Origin of the sequence: Pedobacter paludis, assembly GCF_003173575.1 — a bacterium.
GTDB lineage: Bacteria > Bacteroidota > Bacteroidia > Sphingobacteriales > Sphingobacteriaceae > Pedobacter > Pedobacter paludis.
This window is the reverse complement of record NZ_QGNY01000002.1, coordinates 553,371-571,195: the sequence shown is the minus strand read 5'-3', so window position 1 is coordinate 571,195 and position 17,825 is coordinate 553,371. Positions and strand designations below refer to the sequence as shown.

The following is a 17,825-nucleotide window of genomic DNA, read 5'->3' as shown; positions in this document are numbered from 1 at the left end:
TCAGAAGCACCACTGCCTTTGGTTTCCAAATCTTAATCATTCATAATCAATAACATAAAAAAGATGTTGAAATGACCAGAATGGCTATAAAACACTTAATATAATTTAGAACTTAACATTAACTTAACATTGGGCTTGTAGCTTTGCAACATATTAAAAATTAACATGAACAATATTTTTAAGTTCTTTACCCCTCAAGATAGAAAGTTTCATCCCCTATTTGAGCAAGCTGGCAGCAATGCATTAAAAATTGCAGAAACGCTTTTAGAGATGGTTAGCACTGGCGATGCAGAAAACAGAAAAACAATTTTCAAAGAAATTGAGCGCCTAGAGCACGTTGGGGATGACATTACACACTCGATTTTTCTTGAGTTGAGCAGGAACTTCATTACACCGTTTGATAGGGAAGACATCCACCAATTGGCTACCGCCGTTGATGATGTAGCCGATTATATTTATGGTACTGCCAACCGCATGCAGATGTACAACATGAACTCGATTAGTGAGCCGATTGTTAAAATTGCAGAGCTTTTGGTAGAAATGTGTACCGATATTGATAAAGCCATTAAAGAATTGCGCAGTTTCAAAAACATCCGTGTTATTGCTGATGCTTGTATTCGCATTAACAGCGGAGAAAATCAGGCTGATTACGTTTTCACTTTAGCGGTTGCCCGTTTGTTTGAATATGAAACAAATGCGATTGAATTAATTAAACATAAAGAGGTTTTACAAACGATAGAAAAAGCGACAGATAAGTGTGAAGATGTAGCAAATGTGCTTGAAACTATCCTTGTTAAAAACGCTTAATAAAACACAAACATGGTAACTACCTTATTGGTTGTTGTTGTAATTCTGGCCATTGCTTTCGATTACATTAACGGCTTCCACGATGCCGCTAACTCGATTGCAACGGTTGTTTCTACAAAAGTACTTACGCCTTTTCAGGCGGTTTTGTGGGCTGCCCTTTTTAATTTTGCGGCTTACTTTTATTTTACCGATCATAAAGTGGCTAACACGGTAGCCAAAACAGTTATAGAACATTATATTACATTAGAGGTAATTCTTGCTGGTTTAATTGCGGCAATTATTTGGAACCTCTTAACGTGGTGGTACGGAATTCCTTCCAGCTCATCGCACACCTTAATTGGTGGCTTTGCAGGTGCAGGTATGACTTATGCCTTGATTACGGGAGCTAGTCCGCTAGATGCCGTAAACATGGGTTATGTCATCAAAATTATTTCTTTTATTGTACTAGCGCCAATAATAGGTTTGGTCATCTCTGTTGTGTTAACGTTGATCATTATTAATATCTGCCGAAACGCAAAGCCAGCAACGGCTGAGAAATGGTTCAAAAGATTGCAGTTAATTTCATCAGCAGCTTTGAGTTTCTTCCACGGTGGTAATGATGCCCAAAAAGTAATGGGAATTATTGCAACAGCACTAATTGCTGCCAAGGTTATTCCAAATTTTGAGGCTATGCCTTGGTGGGTTCCAGTAGCTTGTTATTCGGCAATATCTCTAGGTACCATGAGCGGTGGCTGGAAAATTGTAAAAACAATGGGATCAAAAATTACCAAAGTAACCGCTCTAGAGGGTGTTGCGGCAGAGGGTGCTGGTGCCATTACCTTAGGGATTACCGAACATTTTGGAATTCCTGTTTCTACTACACACACCATCACAGGTTCAATTGTAGGTGTGGGTGTTGTAAAAAGTGTATCGGCTGTGCGTTGGGGCGTAACCATCAACTTAATCTGGGCTTGGATTTTAACCATTCCAGTTTCAGCAACCTTGGCTGCTATTATTTATGCCGCCATTTATTATTTCAAGTAAAAACAAAATCCTTTAAATATACTCGGAAGACTAAAGCAGATGCTTTAGTCTTTTTTGTTTAATATGGACCTGTATAGCCTCTTCGTTATTGCGAGGTACGAAGCAATCTTAATGCGCTCGCTATAAACTATTGTAGTAGGATTGCTTCGTACCTCGCAATCACGGCTGTTCATGTTATGCACTTAATTATCTTCTATTAATCATCATCTATGAGCATGGTAAAAATACTCAATTGTAATATCACAAATTACGTTTCATCTCTTTTGCTACTTCTTGCGCTAAAACATCATTGGTTTTCTCTAAATGTTCAATTATACTTTCTTTGTTTTTAGCAGAATGGTTCTGACTCATTTTAAATACGTGATCCAGCTGTGTAACCAAAATCTCGAATCCTGTTATCGCTTTTAAATGTTTTTGAATATACGCCTCATCCATTTTATTAAATGCAGCGGGACTCGTTTCCGGATCTTCGTACTTATTTGTCAAATCTCTAATCACATGATAGGTTTCTTCAGAAGATAATAACCTAATTATTCCCTTTGCCTGAACCGTTTTATAATTCCATGTAGAGGCAGATGCCGGATGTTCGTAAACAGACGCACTAATGTAAGCATGTGGACCTGTGAAAATGGCCATTACATTTGGATTATGTTCAAAAGCTTTACAATGATCAGTCTTGGTCATGATGTGGCCAATTAGCTTTATAGTTTCACCATCTACAATGGTTTTAACGGGTACTTGAGTAGCAACGGGGAATTCGCCATCAAAGCCAACCAAGGTTATAAAAGTATTGTTATGCATAAATTCAAGAAGATCTTCTTGGTTATCTGCTGTATAGTGTGGGAGTTTGTACATGTTCGGAAATAATTTATTCTGCAGCCCAAGCATCTTAGCTTAAATTAAAAAATCAGAGCATCTAATCTATTAGATGGATGCAATTTGGCAACAAATATTTATAAATGTATTTTGAGTGAATTAAGGAGTTAGAATTTCACGTTCATTTCAACCCTATCTGTTCCTTTTTTTGGCAAAACCCAGTCTGGGCCAGTTTCAATTAATCTTTTTGCTTCAGCATCAGCCAGTTTATTTAGGCTTTTAACAATTTTAAAATCCGTTGGACGGCCATTCTTTTTAACTCTAAAGCCAATTCTAACATATTGCGCTGGGCCTTTAGGGTTGAACAATTTATTGTTGTTTTCCAAATACTGTTCATAGTTAATTGTAGAAACTGGAATAGGTTTTGTGGCCTCGCCAGCAGATTTTCCATCAAGGTTTTCAACTGCCTTTAGCACAATTTTTGGAGCAGGGATATTTTCCTTTTTCCGGCCATTCGACCCCATGATCATCGCAATATCATTGATGGATTTATCTCCGGTAAGGGCCATTCTAATCCGGTTCGGATCTGAAGCAGCAGAAAGTGCAACATCGCTATAGCCATCAGCTTTGACCAAAATATCTTTGTTTTTGAAATTGCTATCAACTGGTAAAGAAAATGCTCCATTGGCATCGGTTGTGGTTGTGGCCTTACTTCCAGCTACTTTAACAACGGCACCTTTTACAGGCGCTCCATCCTGAGCAACAACATTACCACTGTAAACTATTTTATTCGAGGCGATTGCAGGAGCAGAAGTTATGGCATTATTTTTAGCTTTCGCATAGCCGACTGTTACAACTTCATTTAAAGAATTTTGATCTTCCTTAAGTGCAATTTTTAAGGTTTTTTTATTATCTATCGAAGCAATTGTGTTCTCGTAACCAAGATAACTAACCGAAAGATTTTTTGCTTTGGTACTATCAATCGCAAGACTAAAAAACCCGTCTTTATCAGCCGTAGCCACTTTATTTAAACCTGCAACTTTAATACTGGCTCCGGGTAATGGCTGTCCATCAACTTCAGAAATTACTCTCCCACTAACTACTTTATTTTCCTTTGCCGGCGCTAAAAAAGCAGGTGCAGCTGCAACTTCTGCCTTCTGCATTACTATTGGAGCGACTTCAGTTCTGGTGATTTCTGCTTCTGCAGATCTATTCTGTGCATAACTGCTTCCCTTAAACTCCGCTTTGTTAGCTGGAGGAATGGATTTAGTGTTTTTAGCTAAATCGCCAGTTTTAGCATCAGCAAGTGCTTTATCAATTAAAGTAGGCTGGACACTTTTATTCGCCTTTAAGGATGTATCATTTAGATAAGGTTTATTAGAAGCAATTGTTGTGTTGGTATCTAAATTTACAATTACGCCTTTGGCTCTACGCTGAGCGATTTCTGCATTTTTACGATTGGTTTCTCGCATAAAAAACAGGATACTAACCGCAATAAAAGCGACTGTTGCAGTGGCTGCAATGCTTAACCTTTGCGTAGTAATGCCCCACATTCTGCGCTTAATCGGCTGACTTGCAATGCGCTGATATAACTGTTTTTGAAGAATAGAGATATTCTCCTTACGTTTTGGCGATTGGCGCAGACCTTCTAAAGCTTCAGCGACGAAAGGATCTTCCAAAGCCTGGCGCTCAACAAAGTGCATAGCTTTAGCGTCAAGCTTACCGTCTAGGTAATCTTCCAGCACATCAATATCTAACCAATCGTTATTCACTACTATTTTTCTCTATACAAATCTTTAAATTCCGCTTACCATTTTGGATGTAGCTTTTTACTTTAAGCATATCATAGCCTGTTAAATCGGCTACTTCTTTATAGCATTTTTCTTGCAAATAAAATAAATCTACGCTTTTCCGCTGTTCTTCGGGCAATGTTTCCATGCACTTTTCCATTATGGTAAGCTGCGTTTCTTTTGTGTTATCAATATCTAGATGCACAAATTCACTGTTTTCCACAAAGGTATCGTCTATTGAAACGTTATTTTGCTTCGCAGATTTTCTTAATGCCATTAAACAATGGTTTCGAGTTAATACGTGCAACCAACTTTTAAAATTTTGCACTTCGTGAATTTTAAGTTTAGTAACCAATTCCTCGAAAATTTGCATCACGGCATCCTTACTCAGCTCTTCATCTTTAAAGTAATTTAAACAAACCCCAAAAACCAGGTGCATATATTTGTTGTACAGCGTGCCCAACGCATCTAAATCGCCCGTATTTTTGTACTCGGCAATAAGTTCTGCATCTTCTTTCTGGTTATTTCCAGCTGTGTTTTTTATAAACTTCAAAAAATTGGGTAGCTATGACAAATATCTTTCAAGTATAAAAAATATTTTTGAGTATCGATATGGAAAACGTCGGGTAACTACATCATCCTTAAAAATTAGAGATTATGAAAAAGTTACTTTTATCCTTAATTGCCTTAGTTTTATTGGTAAGTTTTAAACCGGCCACAACCCGAATAATTACAGGAATTGTTACAGACGGCACTGATGCATTGCCTGGAGCGGCAATTGCAACCAACAATAGTAAGCAGGTTGTTGCCACCAATATTAAAGGAGAATTTAGCATTACCATAACGGATAAAGACACCGAACTAAGGGTTTCATATATTGGCTACGTTAGTCAGCTTGTTAAAATCGGTAAAAGCAACAAAATTTCTATTCATCTAATTCCAGATTCCAAGTCGCTTTCTGAAGTTATAGTAGCTGGTTACGGCGTACAAAAAAAGGTGACTATGACTGGATCGGTTTCAACCGTAAACGCAGCTTCTCCTTTGCAGGGTAGAGTTGCCGGAGTTTCTGTAAATAGGTCAAAATCGAATGTTGTCCGCAATGATGAAAGTTACGCTGCCATTAACGAAAATACTTTTCACAAAGCTAAGAATGATCCCCTTTCTACCTTTTCTATAGATGTTGACGTGGCTTCGTACACAAACATAAGAAGGTTTATTAATGGTGGAAATCTTCCGCCAGTTGATGCAGTGAGAATAGAAGAAATGATTAATTATTTTGATTATAGCTACGAGCAACCCAAAGGAAACGATCCTGTAAATATTGTAACAGAAATTGCACCTGCCCCATGGAACAATAAACACAAACTGGTTCAAATTGGCTTACAGGCAAAAACAATTCCTACTGTTAATTTACCTGCATCTAACCTAGTATTCTTGATAGATGTTTCTGGATCAATGAACGACCCAAACAAACTGCCCTTACTCGTTTCTTCATTTAAGTTGTTAACAGATCAATTGAGAGCAAAAGATAAAGTTGCAATTGTAGTTTATGCTGGTAATTCTGGCGTTGTTTTGCCAGCGACCAGTGGCGATGAAAAAACAAGAATTAAGGAGGCACTGGATAAATTAAGTGCGGGTGGCTCTACAGCGGGTGGCCAAGGAATTGAACTTGCTTATAAAATTGCGAGCGAAAACTTTGTTAAGGGCGGGAATAACCGGGTAATTTTAGCAACTGATGGCGATTTTAATGTAGGTGCGAGCAACGATGTGGAGATGCAAAAATTAATTGAGGAGAAAAGGAAAACCGGTATATTCTTAACTGTTCTGGGGTATGGAATGGGAAATTATAAAGACAGCAAAATGGAAATCCTTGCCGATAAGGGAAACGGAAATTACGCTTATATTGATAATTTAACAGAAGCCAGAAAAGTATTGGTAAATGAGTTTGGAGGAACTTTGTTTACCGTTGCAAAAGATGTTAAATTGCAGATAGAGTTTAATCCATCAAAAGTGCAGTCTTACCGTTTAATTGGATATGAAAATCGTTTATTAAACAAAGAAGACTTTAATGATGATAAAAAAGATGCTGGTGAAATTGGATCGGGCCATACGGTTACTGCGCTTTATGAAATTATTCCGGTTGGTATAAAAGATGATTTATCAGATTCGGTTGATGATTTGAAATATCAGAAAACAAACCAATCAAAATCTGATCATTCTGATGAGATACTAACAGTTAAGCTTCGGTACAAAGAACCAAGCGGTAATAAAAGCAAACTCCTAACTAAAGGAATTATTGATAATGCGCTGGGTTTTAATGCTACAAGCGACAATTTTAGATTTGCTGCCGCCGTTGCAGAATTCGGAATGATATTGAGGAAGTCTTCCTTCAAACAAAATGCTACCTTTGAGCAGGTAATTACTTTGGCCGAAAACGCAAAAGGCAAAGATAAAGAGGGTTACCGATCAGAATTTTTAAGTTTAGTAAAATCGGCCAAACTAATGGCAAAGGATTTGCTAAGCATAAAAGATAAACTCATAATGAATGAAGAAAATTAATATTCTATCTGCATCCCTAGCATTAATATTATTTACAAACTTAAATGTTCAAGCGCAAATAAAGCTAAGCGACATTTTTAAAAAGATTACTGAAAAATCATCAACAACAAGTGCAACCGGAACCCCGTCTACTTTAGAGATCGGACAGGGGATTAAGGAAGCGTTACAAATCGGTGTTTCTGCCGGTGCAGACAGATTATCTGTTAAAGATGGATTTCTCGGAAATTTGGCCGTTAAAATTTTGATGCCACCAGAAGCGCAAAAAGTAGAGAAAACATTAAGAAGTATTGGCTTGAATAAACTCTGCGATAATGTGATTGTAAGCTTAAATCGTGCTGCCGAAGACGCAGCAACTGAAGCCAAACCTATTTTTATTTCGGCGATTAAGCAAATGACGATTACAGATGCCACTAACATCCTTTTGGGAAACAAAGATTCTGCTACTGAATATTTCAAACGTGTAACCACATCGCAACTGATGCAGAAATTTAGCCCGATTGTAACCACAAGTTTAAATAAAGTAAACGCCACAAAATATTACAGCGATTTAACCACACAATACAATCGTTTACCTTTAGTTAAACCCGTAAATACCAATTTAACAGAATACGTTACGCAAAAGGCAATTGATGGCTTGTTTTTAGAAGTTGCAAAAGAGGAACTGAAAATCAGAGACAATTTCAGTTCACGTAGCTCTACCTTATTGCAAAAAGTATTTGGCTATGCCGATAAGAAAAAGAGTTAAGTCTTGGTAAAATCATAAAAAGGGAGGATTCGGGTTTCAAAAGGACTTGAATCTTTTTTGTTTAAAACTATTTGTAAAATTGTACATGACTAAAATCAGCAGTAAAATCGTTTCTCTTTTAATTCCTTGTGTGGCGCTAATTGTTTCCTGTAATAACAATAAATCCGGCGAAGAAACTACCAAAGCCGTTTTGGATACCGTTTCTTTGAGCAATAAAAATTTCGCCCTTGCTTATCAGGATGGAAGCAAAATTGTGGCAACGAGCATCGATACCATGAAACAGATTTCGTTTGGTGGGGCAACCGACCCCGCCATTTCTCCTGATGGAAATAAACTGGCTTACACCGTTAACGACACCGCAGGTCACAGAACCATTTGGGTTGCTGATATGGAAAATAAAAGTCAGTTGCTATTGCAGGTAAATAGCGGTAATTATTATCAGGCAGTTTGGTCGCCCGGTGGAAATTCGATTGCTTTCAACATTTTCAACGCTAAAAATCTTTGGAAAATCGGCATTATCAAAACCGATAACACGGGTTATGTGATGTTGGATAGCGCCTCGAAAATTAATGTTTATGCTCCTACCTGGAAAAATGAAAAGGAACTTATCGGTCAGGATTTGGTTAATCTTTACACCTTCGACATTTCAGGAAAATTGACAGACACAAAATCTATCGCCGGCTTAATTGGTAAAGATTTTACCATTGCAAGCAGTAATCGTTTCTTTTATACTAAAGATGGAAAAAAATTAATTTTTAACGCCGGCAATGCCGATGTTTTGGATGGTTTAACAGGTCCGAGTGAAGCGGTTTACATTTTAGATTTAGCCGGCAAAAAAATAAATCGAATTTCGCCAAAAGGCATGAATGTTCCTTATGTTTTTGTAACTGCTGATGACAGAATTTTTTACAGCGGTTCGGAGAAACCTTACATTCAAAATAAGATTTATGTTTCTGATTTAAGCGGTAACAGTAAATTATTGGTTGATAAGGGAACGAACCCGACCGGGGCGTTGAAATAGGATTAAAGAGTGAAGAAGCTGTACTTCTGCTCAATCTGCTAAAAAGAACCACCCCGCCTTTCAGGCACCCCTCAAGAGGGGAATGCTAAGCGTCGAGTAGCAATTTGCAACCCAAGTTTCTTACACTGTTTTTGTTGTTTAAACCTGATTGCAATGGAAATACTTTTTTTTGTAGCACCCCTGAATAAGCTGTTATGCTGAGGCACGAAGCATCTGGAGCCTATGAAACAGATTCTTCGTTCCTCAGAATGACAGAAGTTTAAAAAAGATTGGAATGAAAAGCAGGGCTGAATTTTGCCAAAAGTTACGGCCTTTCGTTTTCAAAAAAAATGCTTCCAACTTAATTAAGCAGAAAGACTTACGAAGTTCAGCCCCCACGTAGACTGCCAACTTCATAAGTCATTAAAAAAACTTCAGAAATTTAAAGTAATATTGGGTTTCATCCGTTTACAGCTTTATTAAACAAAAATTTTGCCGACAAACGAACCCCAAAATATAATTTCTACGGTTGCCAATTATGGTAAACGCTTATTCAGTTTCATTCGCGGGCGGGTGAATACGGATGAGGACGCGGAAGATATTTTGCAGGATGTATGGTACCAATTGAGCAATCAGCCTGAAGCAGGAACCATCGAACAGATTAGCGGATGGTTGTACCGGGTGGCGAGGAACAAGATTACAGATAAGTATCGCAAGCAAAAAGATGTGCTTATCGAAGATTTGAGCTACGAGGATGAAGATGGGGAAATCAATTTCAGGGAGATTTTATTGGCAGAATCTTTTTCGCCTGAAGAAGAAAGTTTAAAGAAACTTTTCTGGGACCAACTGTTTTTAGCCCTTGAAGAATTGCCCGAAAACCAGCGTTATGTTTTTGTTCAAAATGAATTGGAAGACAGAACGTTTCAGGAAATTGCCGATGAAACGGGCGAAAACATTAAAACTTTAATATCGAGAAAAGGTTACGCGGTGAAACACCTGCGAAATCGTTTACAAAATTTATATCAAGAATTTATTAACTATTAATTGAGCTGAAAATGATGAACAGAAAGTTTAGTAAAGGCAAGAAATTCATTTTCTTTTTACCTGTTGTGGCATTAATTGCCTCGGCACTGGGTTTTATTGTAATGTATTTGTGGAACTGGATTTTGCCTGAAGTTACGCATGCGGGGAGATTGAATTTCTGGCAGGCGCTCGGGCTTTTGGTTTTATGTCGATTGCTTTTTGGTAATTTTAATAAAGGTGGTGGCGGTAATAATCGTTTCCGCGAAAAGGCAATGGGTATGCGCTCGAAATGGCATAGTATGAATGAGGAGGAACGGGCGAAATTTAAGGAAGAATATAAACGGAGATGTGGTGGTTGGGGTCATCGCAACAAGGAATAAATTTTAAGCCAGCTTTTCAGCTGGCTTTTTCTTTGCAATTATATTTTTCAATGTGTTGATCAGTTTGCGATTTATAAATTCCATAAATACCGACTTACGAAGTTGGTGATGGTTTTGTTCCGGGGAACTTCGTCAGTCTCTTAGTAGTTTATGGTTAAACTGTCAAAGCCAATTCTTTTTTTGGCCTAATCTGATCTCGCAAGCTGATGATCGGTGATAAAACCTTCAATCCCTCCAAACCAACCTAATACCTCATCTTTTTTAATTAATGTTCTGCTTCTAGATAAGTATGCCTGATAAGACGAATATTTATATTGTCCCATATAAGCCACAAGGTTATCCTGAACTGGATTTTGATGAATGTAGGTAATAATTCGAGTATAATAACTTTCAGAATCAATCTTTTTGCTTTTGTATCTTCCTTGAAATAGCGAACCGACGCGTTCATATTTTAGATTTATTACTTTGGAGTAGGAGATAAAAAAGTTCTTAATTCCTTTTTCAAAATCAACTTGATTAGTAACTTTTAAAAAGAAATGAAAATGATTGGGCATCAAAACATAAGCATAAACTTCTGCGCACGGATAAATATATTTTGCGAATTGAGATAAGAAAAACCTGTAGTTTTGATCTTCAAAAAATATTTCATTCTTATTATTGCCTCTATTGTAAATGTGGTAGTAGCAGTTTTCCTCTATTTTCATTTTCTTGTTTTTTTCGAAATAGGGAACTCTAATCTAACAAATTAACGTGACTTCGCAAATTGATGTCGACCAACGAAGTTGGTGATGGGTTTTGTTCTGGGGAACTTCGTCAGTCTATTGTGGAAAACCTGGTCAATCTCTTGATAAATTTTGTTTAACTGTCGAAGTCTGCCCCAGCTCTTGACCTGCCCCGACTTCGCAAGTTGATGAATGATAAGAAGTATATAAAAAACAATTTTTTATTTTTTTTAAAGTAAAAATAAATCTTCTCCGTCTACCCTATAAAATAACAAGAAATTAAAAATGAAACAGATATTAAAATCAATAGGGTTCGGGATTGTACTTGGTGCAGTCGCTTTCTTTATACCATTTATATTCAAATTTATCTTCGCTGTAATGATAATCGGTTTTGTGTTCAAAATGATTTTCAGAGGCGGAAGACCTCGCCATTTTGCGAACAGATTTGAGGGATTTGGAAACTACTATTCGCCGATAGTTCCAATCGATAACCAATGGTACAAACCAGCAGTTCAGGGAAATGGTCCGGTTCAAAACATTAACGTAAATTATTAATCGCCATGAAAGCATTTAGAATATTATTAGCCTTAGCTGTTGCAGGAGCAACATTTTACAGCTTAAACGCATTCGCCGTAAAGAACGGTTATCGCGATAGATTGGATTTCAAAAACAGGCATTATCACGAGTACGACTGCAACCACGAACATTACAGAAACCATGGTTTCAGTCACCACAACAGAAAAGCTGTTGATACTTCGATAACACCAATTGATAGCACAACATTAAATAAATAAGCTGATGTCTCAAGTTCTATTTTTAAGCGTTCCGTCACAAAGTGATGTTAATCCAAATCTTAGTTTGGCCAGTGAGTTGATTACCCGTGGCGAGCAAGTAACGTTTTTCAGTTCTGATGAATTTAAACAACCCATTGAAAGTATTGGTGCTGATTTTAAGGCTTACAGTAAAGATTTGGATGTTTTCAATACAACGGAAGATAACGAAAAACCTAAATCAGGTTTGATTACGGCGCTTTTAGAACCTATGAAGTTTATTGATGATATCGTGGTGCAGATAAGAGGATTGAAATTCGATTATGCCGTTTTCTCACCTGCTTATCCGTACGCGAACATCATCTCACAATTATTGGGAATTCCGAAAACGGAGTACGGCGTTTCCAATTAAAATATTGGCTTAGGCCGATAAATTAACAGATTAACAACAATTAAAATTAAAAAAATGTATAACGAAAATAGATGCCATTCAGGCAAAGTGAACAGAGGTTGGGGCGGAAGATTTGGTGGTCATCACCACGGAAAATTTGCCCGCCATGCAGAAGAAATGTTTGGAAAGGGTTTCAGACGTGTACCTGCAAATATTGAAGAAACAGATGAAAGTTACATCATTCACCTTTTTGCACCAGCGTTGGTAAAAGATGATTTGAAAGTGGTAACGAAAGATGATGTTTTAACCATTTCTTACACACCAAAAGAGGGTGCAGAATCTGCAGAGAAATTTAGCAGAAGAGAGTACAGCAACGGCGCTTTCGAAAGGGCTTTTGCTTTAAACGGAAAAGTACTTAGTGAAAATATATCGGCCAAATATGCTGATGGAATTTTAAAAGTTACACTTCCTAAAAACCCCGAAACGAATATACCTGCGAAAGATATTGCAGTAAACTAAGTTTCGTCTATTATAATTTCTGAGGCCTCGATTGTTTTGCAATCGGGGCTTTTTTGGGTTTTGGTTTTACCACAAAGAGCACAAGGGTTTTTTGCCACGGAAACGCAGAAGACACGGAAAAAGTAAGTTTAACTTGCGAAGTTTAAAAGGCCAAAGCGTGGGAGAACTTCGGAAGTTTAATAAGCTCTGGAATTGAATTTTGAGACTGGCGAAGTTTCTTACAACTTAACCCAGTGAAACTTCGTAAGTTGGGTTTTGCGCTTTGCAACCTAAGTTTCTTACACTGAATTGAGTTATCTAAACCCGATTGTCGCGGAAATACTTTTTGTTTGTACCAACCCCGAATAAGCTGTCATGCTGAGGCACGAAGCATCTGTAACCAATGAAACAGATGCTTCGTGCCTCAGCATGACAGGAGTTTAAAAAAATTGGAGCAAAAAGCGGGACTATCACAACCAAAATGCTCCGAACATTGCTTTCCAAATCATTTAACATATCGAGTTTAAACTCCCGTTTGCTATTCGCCGTATTTTAAGGTACTTTTGCTAAAAGACATAAACATAACAGATTGAATTTTAACGACTTTAATTTTAACCCCGACTTATACGAGGGCCTGATGGCCATGGGGTATAAAAGCGCTACTCCGATACAAGAACAAGCCATCCCCGTAATTTTAGATAATCACGACCTTATTGCCTGCGCTCAAACAGGAACAGGAAAAACCGCCAGTTATTTACTTCCCGTGATGGATAAAATAATGAGGGCGAAAGACAGGCACAACAATACTTTAATTTTAGCGCCAACCCGCGAACTTGCTCAACAGATTGATTTACAGGTTGAAGCACTTGCATATTTTACTAACATTAGTTCGCTTGCGGTTTACGGCGGTGGCGATGGCATTGCTTACGAACAACAAAAACGCTCGATGCGTGATGGTGTTGATGTAATTATTGCAACGCCCGGTCGCTTGATGGCGCACCTTTCTTCTGGTGTTTTGAAGCTGGAACATTTGCAACATTTAATTTTAGATGAGGCCGACAGAATGTTGGATATGGGTTTCTATGATGACATTATCCGCATTATAAGCTACCTGCCGAAGAAACGGCAAACGCTTTTGTTTTCGGCTACAATGGCGCCAAAAATCAGGGCGATGGCTGGTAAAATTTTGCACGAACCGCAACAAATTACCATCTCTATTGCGAAACCTGCTGAGGGAATTAACCAACAGGCTTATATTATCCACGACCAGCAAAAGCAAGCTTTGCTTACTGATATTTTTAAAGATGGAACCTATAAAAGTGCCATTATTTTTGCCTCGACAAAAGAAAAGGTTAAAGCTTTATACAAAACATTTAGGGGTTTAAACATCAAAGCAGATGCTTTCCACTCTGATTTAGGTCAGAAAGAGCGTGAAGATATTTTACTGGCTTTTAAAAATAAAAGGTTGCCAATCATTATCGGGACTGATGTTTTATCTCGAGGAATTGATGTAGAGGGTGTGGATTTGGTTATTAATTACGATGTTCCAGGCGACCCTGCAGATTATGTTCACAGAATCGGGAGAACGGCGAGAGCTTCGACGAAAGGAACGGCCATTACCTTGGTTAACGGCAGAGACAAACGCAAGTTTGATAACATTGAGAAACTTATTGAAAAAGAAGTTCCGAAAATGACTTTGCCCGAGCATATTTCAGCCATGGAAATTACCCATGTAGAAGAGAAAAGACCGCATCAAAATAATGGCAAGAAAAAGGTTTGGCATAAGAAAAAACCCAAATCAACAAGCTAATTTATTTAACATAAACATGATATTAGCTTTCTTGTTTAACAACTATTAAGAGTAAATTTAGTACATCAAAAATAGAAACAAACATGGAAGCAAAAATTGGAATTACCGCTAAAAACAGGCAAGCAGTTTCAGAACAATTGGCTAAATTATTGGCCGATGAATATGTTTTATATACCAAAACCCGCAACGCTCACTGGAATGTTGAGGGACCTGATTTTTTATCTAAACATAAGTTTTTCGAAGAGCAGTATGGTTTGCTTGAGGGATTTATTGATAGCGTTGCCGAGCGAATCCGCAAGATTGGACACTACGCTCCTGCTACCCTTAAAAACTTTTTGGCTTTAACCCATTTAACAGAATACAGCGAAAGAAAAAATGATAGTCTTGGCTACATTAAGGATTTATTGGCCGACCATGAAACCGTTATCGAATTCATCAGAGGAAACATCAATCCGATTGCCGATGAATATGGCGATGCGGGAACCAGCGATTACTTAACAGGTTTAATGGAAGAACACGAAGAAATGGCCTGGATTTTAAGGGCGCATTTATAAAATAATTTTCTTTTCTGAAACGCCAATAGGATTAATTCTTATTGGCGTTTTTCTTTTATCGCTATCTTTGCCGTATTCAATGGCAAATTTCATTTTAATCGGGCTGTGTATCCTTGCGGGAATTCTCTTTCGCAAAAGTAAAAGTTTACCAAAAGATGCACACAAAGGCATCAACGCCTGGATAATCTACATCGCACTTCCTGCAGTTTCATTTAAATATCTTCCGCACATTACCTGGACAAAAGATTTACTTTTTCCAGCTCTGGCACCGATTTGTGTTTGGATGCTGGGTTGGCTCTTTATCACCATTTATTCGAGGTTTCCAAAACTTAGTAGGGCAACTTCGGGCGGATTGAAACTAGTGAGTTCGTTAAGTAATACGTCGTTTATCGGTTTCCCGTTAATCATTGCCTACTTTAGTGAAAAGGAATTGGCGATTGCGATAATCTGCGACCAGGTTACTTTTACTTTGCTATCTACAATCGGAATTATTGTGGCTATTCGTTCATCGCAACAGCAGAAATTAAGCGCTAAACTTGTGCTTAAAAAGGTATTGACTTTCCCGCCCTTGATTGGTTGTGTTTTGGCTTTGATTTTACCACGATATTTAGATTTATCATCGTTGGATGTGCTGTTCGATAAACTGGCAGGAACTGTTGGGCCGCTGGCCTTGTTTTCTATTGGCTTGCAACTGAAATTCGGCGGTTGGTTCAGTGAAATAAAACACATCAGCTTTGCTTTATTATACAAGTTGATTTTAGCTCCGCTTTCTGTTTTAGTTTTCGCTTTACTTTTAGGGATGAACGGAATGATAACCAAAATAACGATTTTCGAAATGGCCATGCCGACTTTACTAACCGCGGGTGTAGTCGCCGACCAATATAATTTAAATCCAAAAGTTTCTAATCTGGTGGTTGGGATAGGGATTTTATTGTCGTTTATTACAACGGGAATTTGGTGGTTGGTGCTGAATTATTCGGGCTTGGTTTAGGTTTAACCTCAAAGGCGCAAAGTTTTCACAAAGAACAAAGCTTTTACCATATAAGACATTTAAGGAAATATAAGCTGGAAGCAGGTTATTACCACAAAGACTTAAGGGAATGTAACCACAGATAAGAAAGGATAAACACAGATGTTTTGATATTCGGTTTAAATTACTACACCCTAATTCCCTCTTTTTCTGAGAGGGACAGCATTAAACTAGCCCAACCTCTACACTTTCATAGGGTGAGGCTTTTTAAACCACAAAGACACAAAAGAACACAAAGATTTAAAGGGAATTTAAACACTGATATTTTGACATCCAGGTTTAATTACTACACCTTAAATCCCTCTCTTCAAGGAGAGGGACAGCACTACCTTACCCAAAGCACCAACTTTGATAGGGTGAGGTTTTCTTGAGTGAACTAAAATGTCTTAGGTGGTGAAGTTTTAACACTCAGGCAAGCTAATCGGGATATTGGTAGCCAAACCTCCATCTGAAGTTTCCTTGTATTTTGCATTCATATCCAAGGCGGTTTCCCACATGGTATTTACAACAGCATCTAAACTTACCTTTGCTTTATCAGGATTACTTTGTAACGCCAACTGACTTGCTGTAATCGCTTTAATTGCGCCCATTGTATTACGTTCGATGCACGGAATTTGAACCAAGCCTCCAATCGGGTCGCAGGTTAACCCCAAATGATGTTCCATGGCGATTTCCGCTGCCATTAAAACCTGACGTTGCGAACCTCCTAAACATTCTGTTAATGCTGCAGCGGCCATTGCAGAAGAAACGCCAATTTCTGCCTGACAACCGCCCATCGCTGCTGAAATCGTTGCGCCTTTTTTGAAAATGCTTCCAACTTCTGATGCACAGGCAATAAACTGAATGATTTTTTCTTCAGAATAGCCATCGCAAAAGGTAATAAAGTATTGCAACACTGCCGGAATTACGCCCGCAGCGCCGTTTGTTGGTGCCGTTACAACTCTACCGAAGGAAGCATTTTCTTCGTTTACGGCTAAAGCAAAGCAACTCACCCAATCTAAAATATAATTAAATCCATTTCCGCCATTTCGAATGGCTTCAACCCAGGAATTATAATCATGATATTCGCTTTTGCCAATCAATCGTTTATTTAAAGGGAATGCTCTTCTTGCTACTTCCAATCCTCCGGGCAAAAAGCCTGTGGTGTGGCAACCGCGATAAATGCAATCCCGCATCACATTAAAATGCTGAAGGATGCCTGCTTTGGTAACCGATTCTGGTCGCCAGGCAGTTTCATTTTCCATTACGATTTCGCTTACTTTTAAACCTGTAGATAAGCACCAGTGCAAAAGTTCTTTCGCTTTTTCTACAGGAAAAGGTAAATCAACTTGTGATTTTTGACTATTATCTTCTCCCTCTTTTACTACGAAGCCACCGCCAATTGAATAATAGGTTTCGGAAAAAGCCTTTCCATTGCTTAAAAAAGCTTGAAAAGTCACCGCATTCGGGTGGAAAGGAAGACTTTCTGCAAAAAGAAAAAGTAAATCGTTATTATAATCGAAATCAATAATTAATTTTCCTGTAAGGTTTAATTTTTTGTCCTTTTGGATTCCCTCAAAAGTTGGAGTAACCGCATCAACATCAAAAGTTACCGGATCGGCACCGGTTAAACCTAACAAAATTGCAACATCGGTTCCGTGGCCTTTTCCTGTTTTGGCAAGCGAACCATAAAGCAATATTTTCACCATTTCTACATCTTCCAAAAGGTTTTTTTCTTTAAGTGATGCTGTAAATTGTTGAGCTGCTCTCCAGGGACCAAGTGTGTGAGAACTTGATGGACCAATGCCTATTTTAAAAATATCGAAAACCGAAATCTGTTCTTTAATCATGAATATAGTGAGTTATACAAAGCTAAGATTGTTTTAGAACTTCATATGAATTAATTTTTACGTCAGGATAAAATATTT

19 protein-coding genes are annotated in these 17,825 nt (G+C 38.0%); 14 read left to right on the top strand and 5 right to left on the bottom strand.

Annotated elements, in window-relative coordinates; genetic code table 11:
* Positions 1-165: 165 nt before the first annotated feature.
* Both DF947_RS07015 and DF947_RS07010 read left to right on the top strand, forming a co-directional pair.
* Positions 166-807, top strand: a complete 642-nt coding sequence (locus DF947_RS07015; protein WP_205940750.1) for a DUF47 domain-containing protein — start codon at positions 166-168, stop codon at positions 805-807.
* Positions 808-819: 12 nt separating this feature from the next.
* Complete coding sequence (locus DF947_RS07010) at positions 820-1,830, top strand: inorganic phosphate transporter (protein ID WP_109928985.1); 1,011 nt, start codon at positions 820-822, stop codon at positions 1,828-1,830.
* Positions 1,831-2,070: 240 nt separating this feature from the next.
* Here DF947_RS07010 and DF947_RS07005 read toward each other — a convergent pair whose 3' ends face one another.
* The 3 genes from DF947_RS07005 to DF947_RS06995 all read right to left on the bottom strand — a co-directional run bounded on the left by DF947_RS07005 (position 2,071) and on the right by DF947_RS06995 (position 4,989).
* The gene (locus DF947_RS07005; RefSeq protein ID WP_158526239.1) at positions 2,071-2,685 is read right to left on the bottom strand and encodes an FMN-binding negative transcriptional regulator; all 615 of its coding nucleotides are present in this window, start codon (positions 2,683-2,685) and stop codon (positions 2,071-2,073) included.
* Positions 2,686-2,813: 128 nt separating this feature from the next.
* Positions 2,814-4,418 carry a carboxypeptidase-like regulatory domain-containing protein gene (locus DF947_RS07000; protein ID WP_109928983.1) on the bottom strand — a complete coding sequence of 535 codons (1,605 nt, stop codon included), beginning with the start codon at positions 4,416-4,418 and terminating at the stop codon, positions 2,814-2,816.
* Positions 4,411-4,989 carry an RNA polymerase sigma factor gene (locus DF947_RS06995; RefSeq protein ID WP_109928982.1) on the bottom strand — a complete coding sequence of 193 codons (579 nt, stop codon included), beginning with the start codon at positions 4,987-4,989 and terminating at the stop codon, positions 4,411-4,413. Before DF947_RS06995 ends, DF947_RS07000 begins: the two co-directional genes overlap by 8 nt.
* A 104-nt stretch (positions 4,990-5,093) precedes the next feature.
* On the opposite strand from DF947_RS06995, the gene DF947_RS06990 reads away from it, so the two are divergent.
* The 5 genes from DF947_RS06990 to DF947_RS06970 all read left to right on the top strand — a co-directional run bounded on the left by DF947_RS06990 (position 5,094) and on the right by DF947_RS06970 (position 10,143).
* On the top strand, positions 5,094-6,995 hold the full coding sequence (locus DF947_RS06990) for a vWA domain-containing protein (RefSeq protein ID WP_109928981.1): 1,902 nt from the start codon (positions 5,094-5,096) through the stop codon (positions 6,993-6,995).
* On the top strand, positions 6,982-7,740 hold the full coding sequence (locus tag DF947_RS06985) for a DUF4197 domain-containing protein (protein WP_109928980.1): 759 nt from the start codon (positions 6,982-6,984) through the stop codon (positions 7,738-7,740). The genes DF947_RS06990 and DF947_RS06985 overlap by 14 nt, the downstream gene beginning before the upstream one ends.
* A gap of 85 nt (positions 7,741-7,825) precedes the next feature.
* Positions 7,826-8,761: a TolB-like translocation protein gene (locus DF947_RS06980; protein WP_109928979.1), complete on the top strand. Its 936-nt coding sequence runs from the start codon at positions 7,826-7,828 to the stop codon at positions 8,759-8,761.
* A gap of 471 nt (positions 8,762-9,232) precedes the next feature.
* A complete protein-coding gene (locus DF947_RS06975; protein ID WP_109928978.1) occupies positions 9,233-9,784 on the top strand; it encodes an RNA polymerase sigma factor in 552 nt (183 codons plus the stop codon).
* A gap of 11 nt (positions 9,785-9,795) precedes the next feature.
* A complete protein-coding gene (locus tag DF947_RS06970; protein WP_109928977.1) occupies positions 9,796-10,143 on the top strand; it encodes a hypothetical protein in 348 nt (115 codons plus the stop codon).
* Between the two features lie 185 nt (positions 10,144-10,328).
* Here the strand turns inward: DF947_RS06970 and DF947_RS06965 are convergent, their stop codons facing one another.
* Positions 10,329-10,847 carry a transposase gene (locus tag DF947_RS06965; RefSeq protein WP_109928976.1) on the bottom strand — a complete coding sequence of 173 codons (519 nt, stop codon included), beginning with the start codon at positions 10,845-10,847 and terminating at the stop codon, positions 10,329-10,331.
* 303 nt (positions 10,848-11,150) lie between these two features.
* Here DF947_RS06965 and DF947_RS06960 point away from each other — a divergent pair, with 303 nt between their 5' ends.
* From DF947_RS06960 to DF947_RS06930, 7 genes are all read left to right on the top strand, one after another.
* Positions 11,151-11,420 carry a hypothetical protein gene (locus tag DF947_RS06960; protein ID WP_109928975.1) on the top strand — a complete coding sequence of 90 codons (270 nt, stop codon included), beginning with the start codon at positions 11,151-11,153 and terminating at the stop codon, positions 11,418-11,420.
* Positions 11,421-11,425: 5 nt separating this feature from the next.
* Positions 11,426-11,659, top strand: a complete 234-nt coding sequence (locus tag DF947_RS06955; RefSeq protein ID WP_109928974.1) for a hypothetical protein — start codon at positions 11,426-11,428, stop codon at positions 11,657-11,659.
* 4 nt (positions 11,660-11,663) lie between these two features.
* The gene (locus tag DF947_RS06950; protein ID WP_109928973.1) at positions 11,664-12,047 is read left to right on the top strand and encodes a glycosyltransferase; all 384 of its coding nucleotides are present in this window, start codon (positions 11,664-11,666) and stop codon (positions 12,045-12,047) included.
* A gap of 54 nt (positions 12,048-12,101) precedes the next feature.
* Entirely contained in the window at positions 12,102-12,545 is a 444-nt protein-coding gene (locus DF947_RS06945; protein ID WP_109928972.1) for an Hsp20/alpha crystallin family protein, read from the top strand.
* A 568-nt stretch (positions 12,546-13,113) separates the two neighbouring features.
* Positions 13,114-14,334, top strand: coding sequence for a DEAD/DEAH box helicase (locus DF947_RS06940; protein ID WP_109928971.1), 1,221 nt, complete (start codon positions 13,114-13,116; stop codon positions 14,332-14,334).
* An 83-nt stretch (positions 14,335-14,417) separates the two neighbouring features.
* Positions 14,418-14,888 carry a Dps family protein gene (locus DF947_RS06935; protein ID WP_109928970.1) on the top strand — a complete coding sequence of 157 codons (471 nt, stop codon included), beginning with the start codon at positions 14,418-14,420 and terminating at the stop codon, positions 14,886-14,888.
* Between the two features lie 79 nt (positions 14,889-14,967).
* Positions 14,968-15,879, top strand: coding sequence for an AEC family transporter (locus DF947_RS06930; protein WP_109928969.1), 912 nt, complete (start codon positions 14,968-14,970; stop codon positions 15,877-15,879).
* A gap of 440 nt (positions 15,880-16,319) precedes the next feature.
* Here the strand turns inward: DF947_RS06930 and DF947_RS06925 are convergent, their stop codons facing one another.
* Positions 16,320-17,747 carry an L-serine ammonia-lyase gene (locus DF947_RS06925; protein ID WP_109928968.1) on the bottom strand — a complete coding sequence of 476 codons (1,428 nt, stop codon included), beginning with the start codon at positions 17,745-17,747 and terminating at the stop codon, positions 16,320-16,322.
* Between the last annotated feature and the right edge of the window lie 78 nt (positions 17,748-17,825).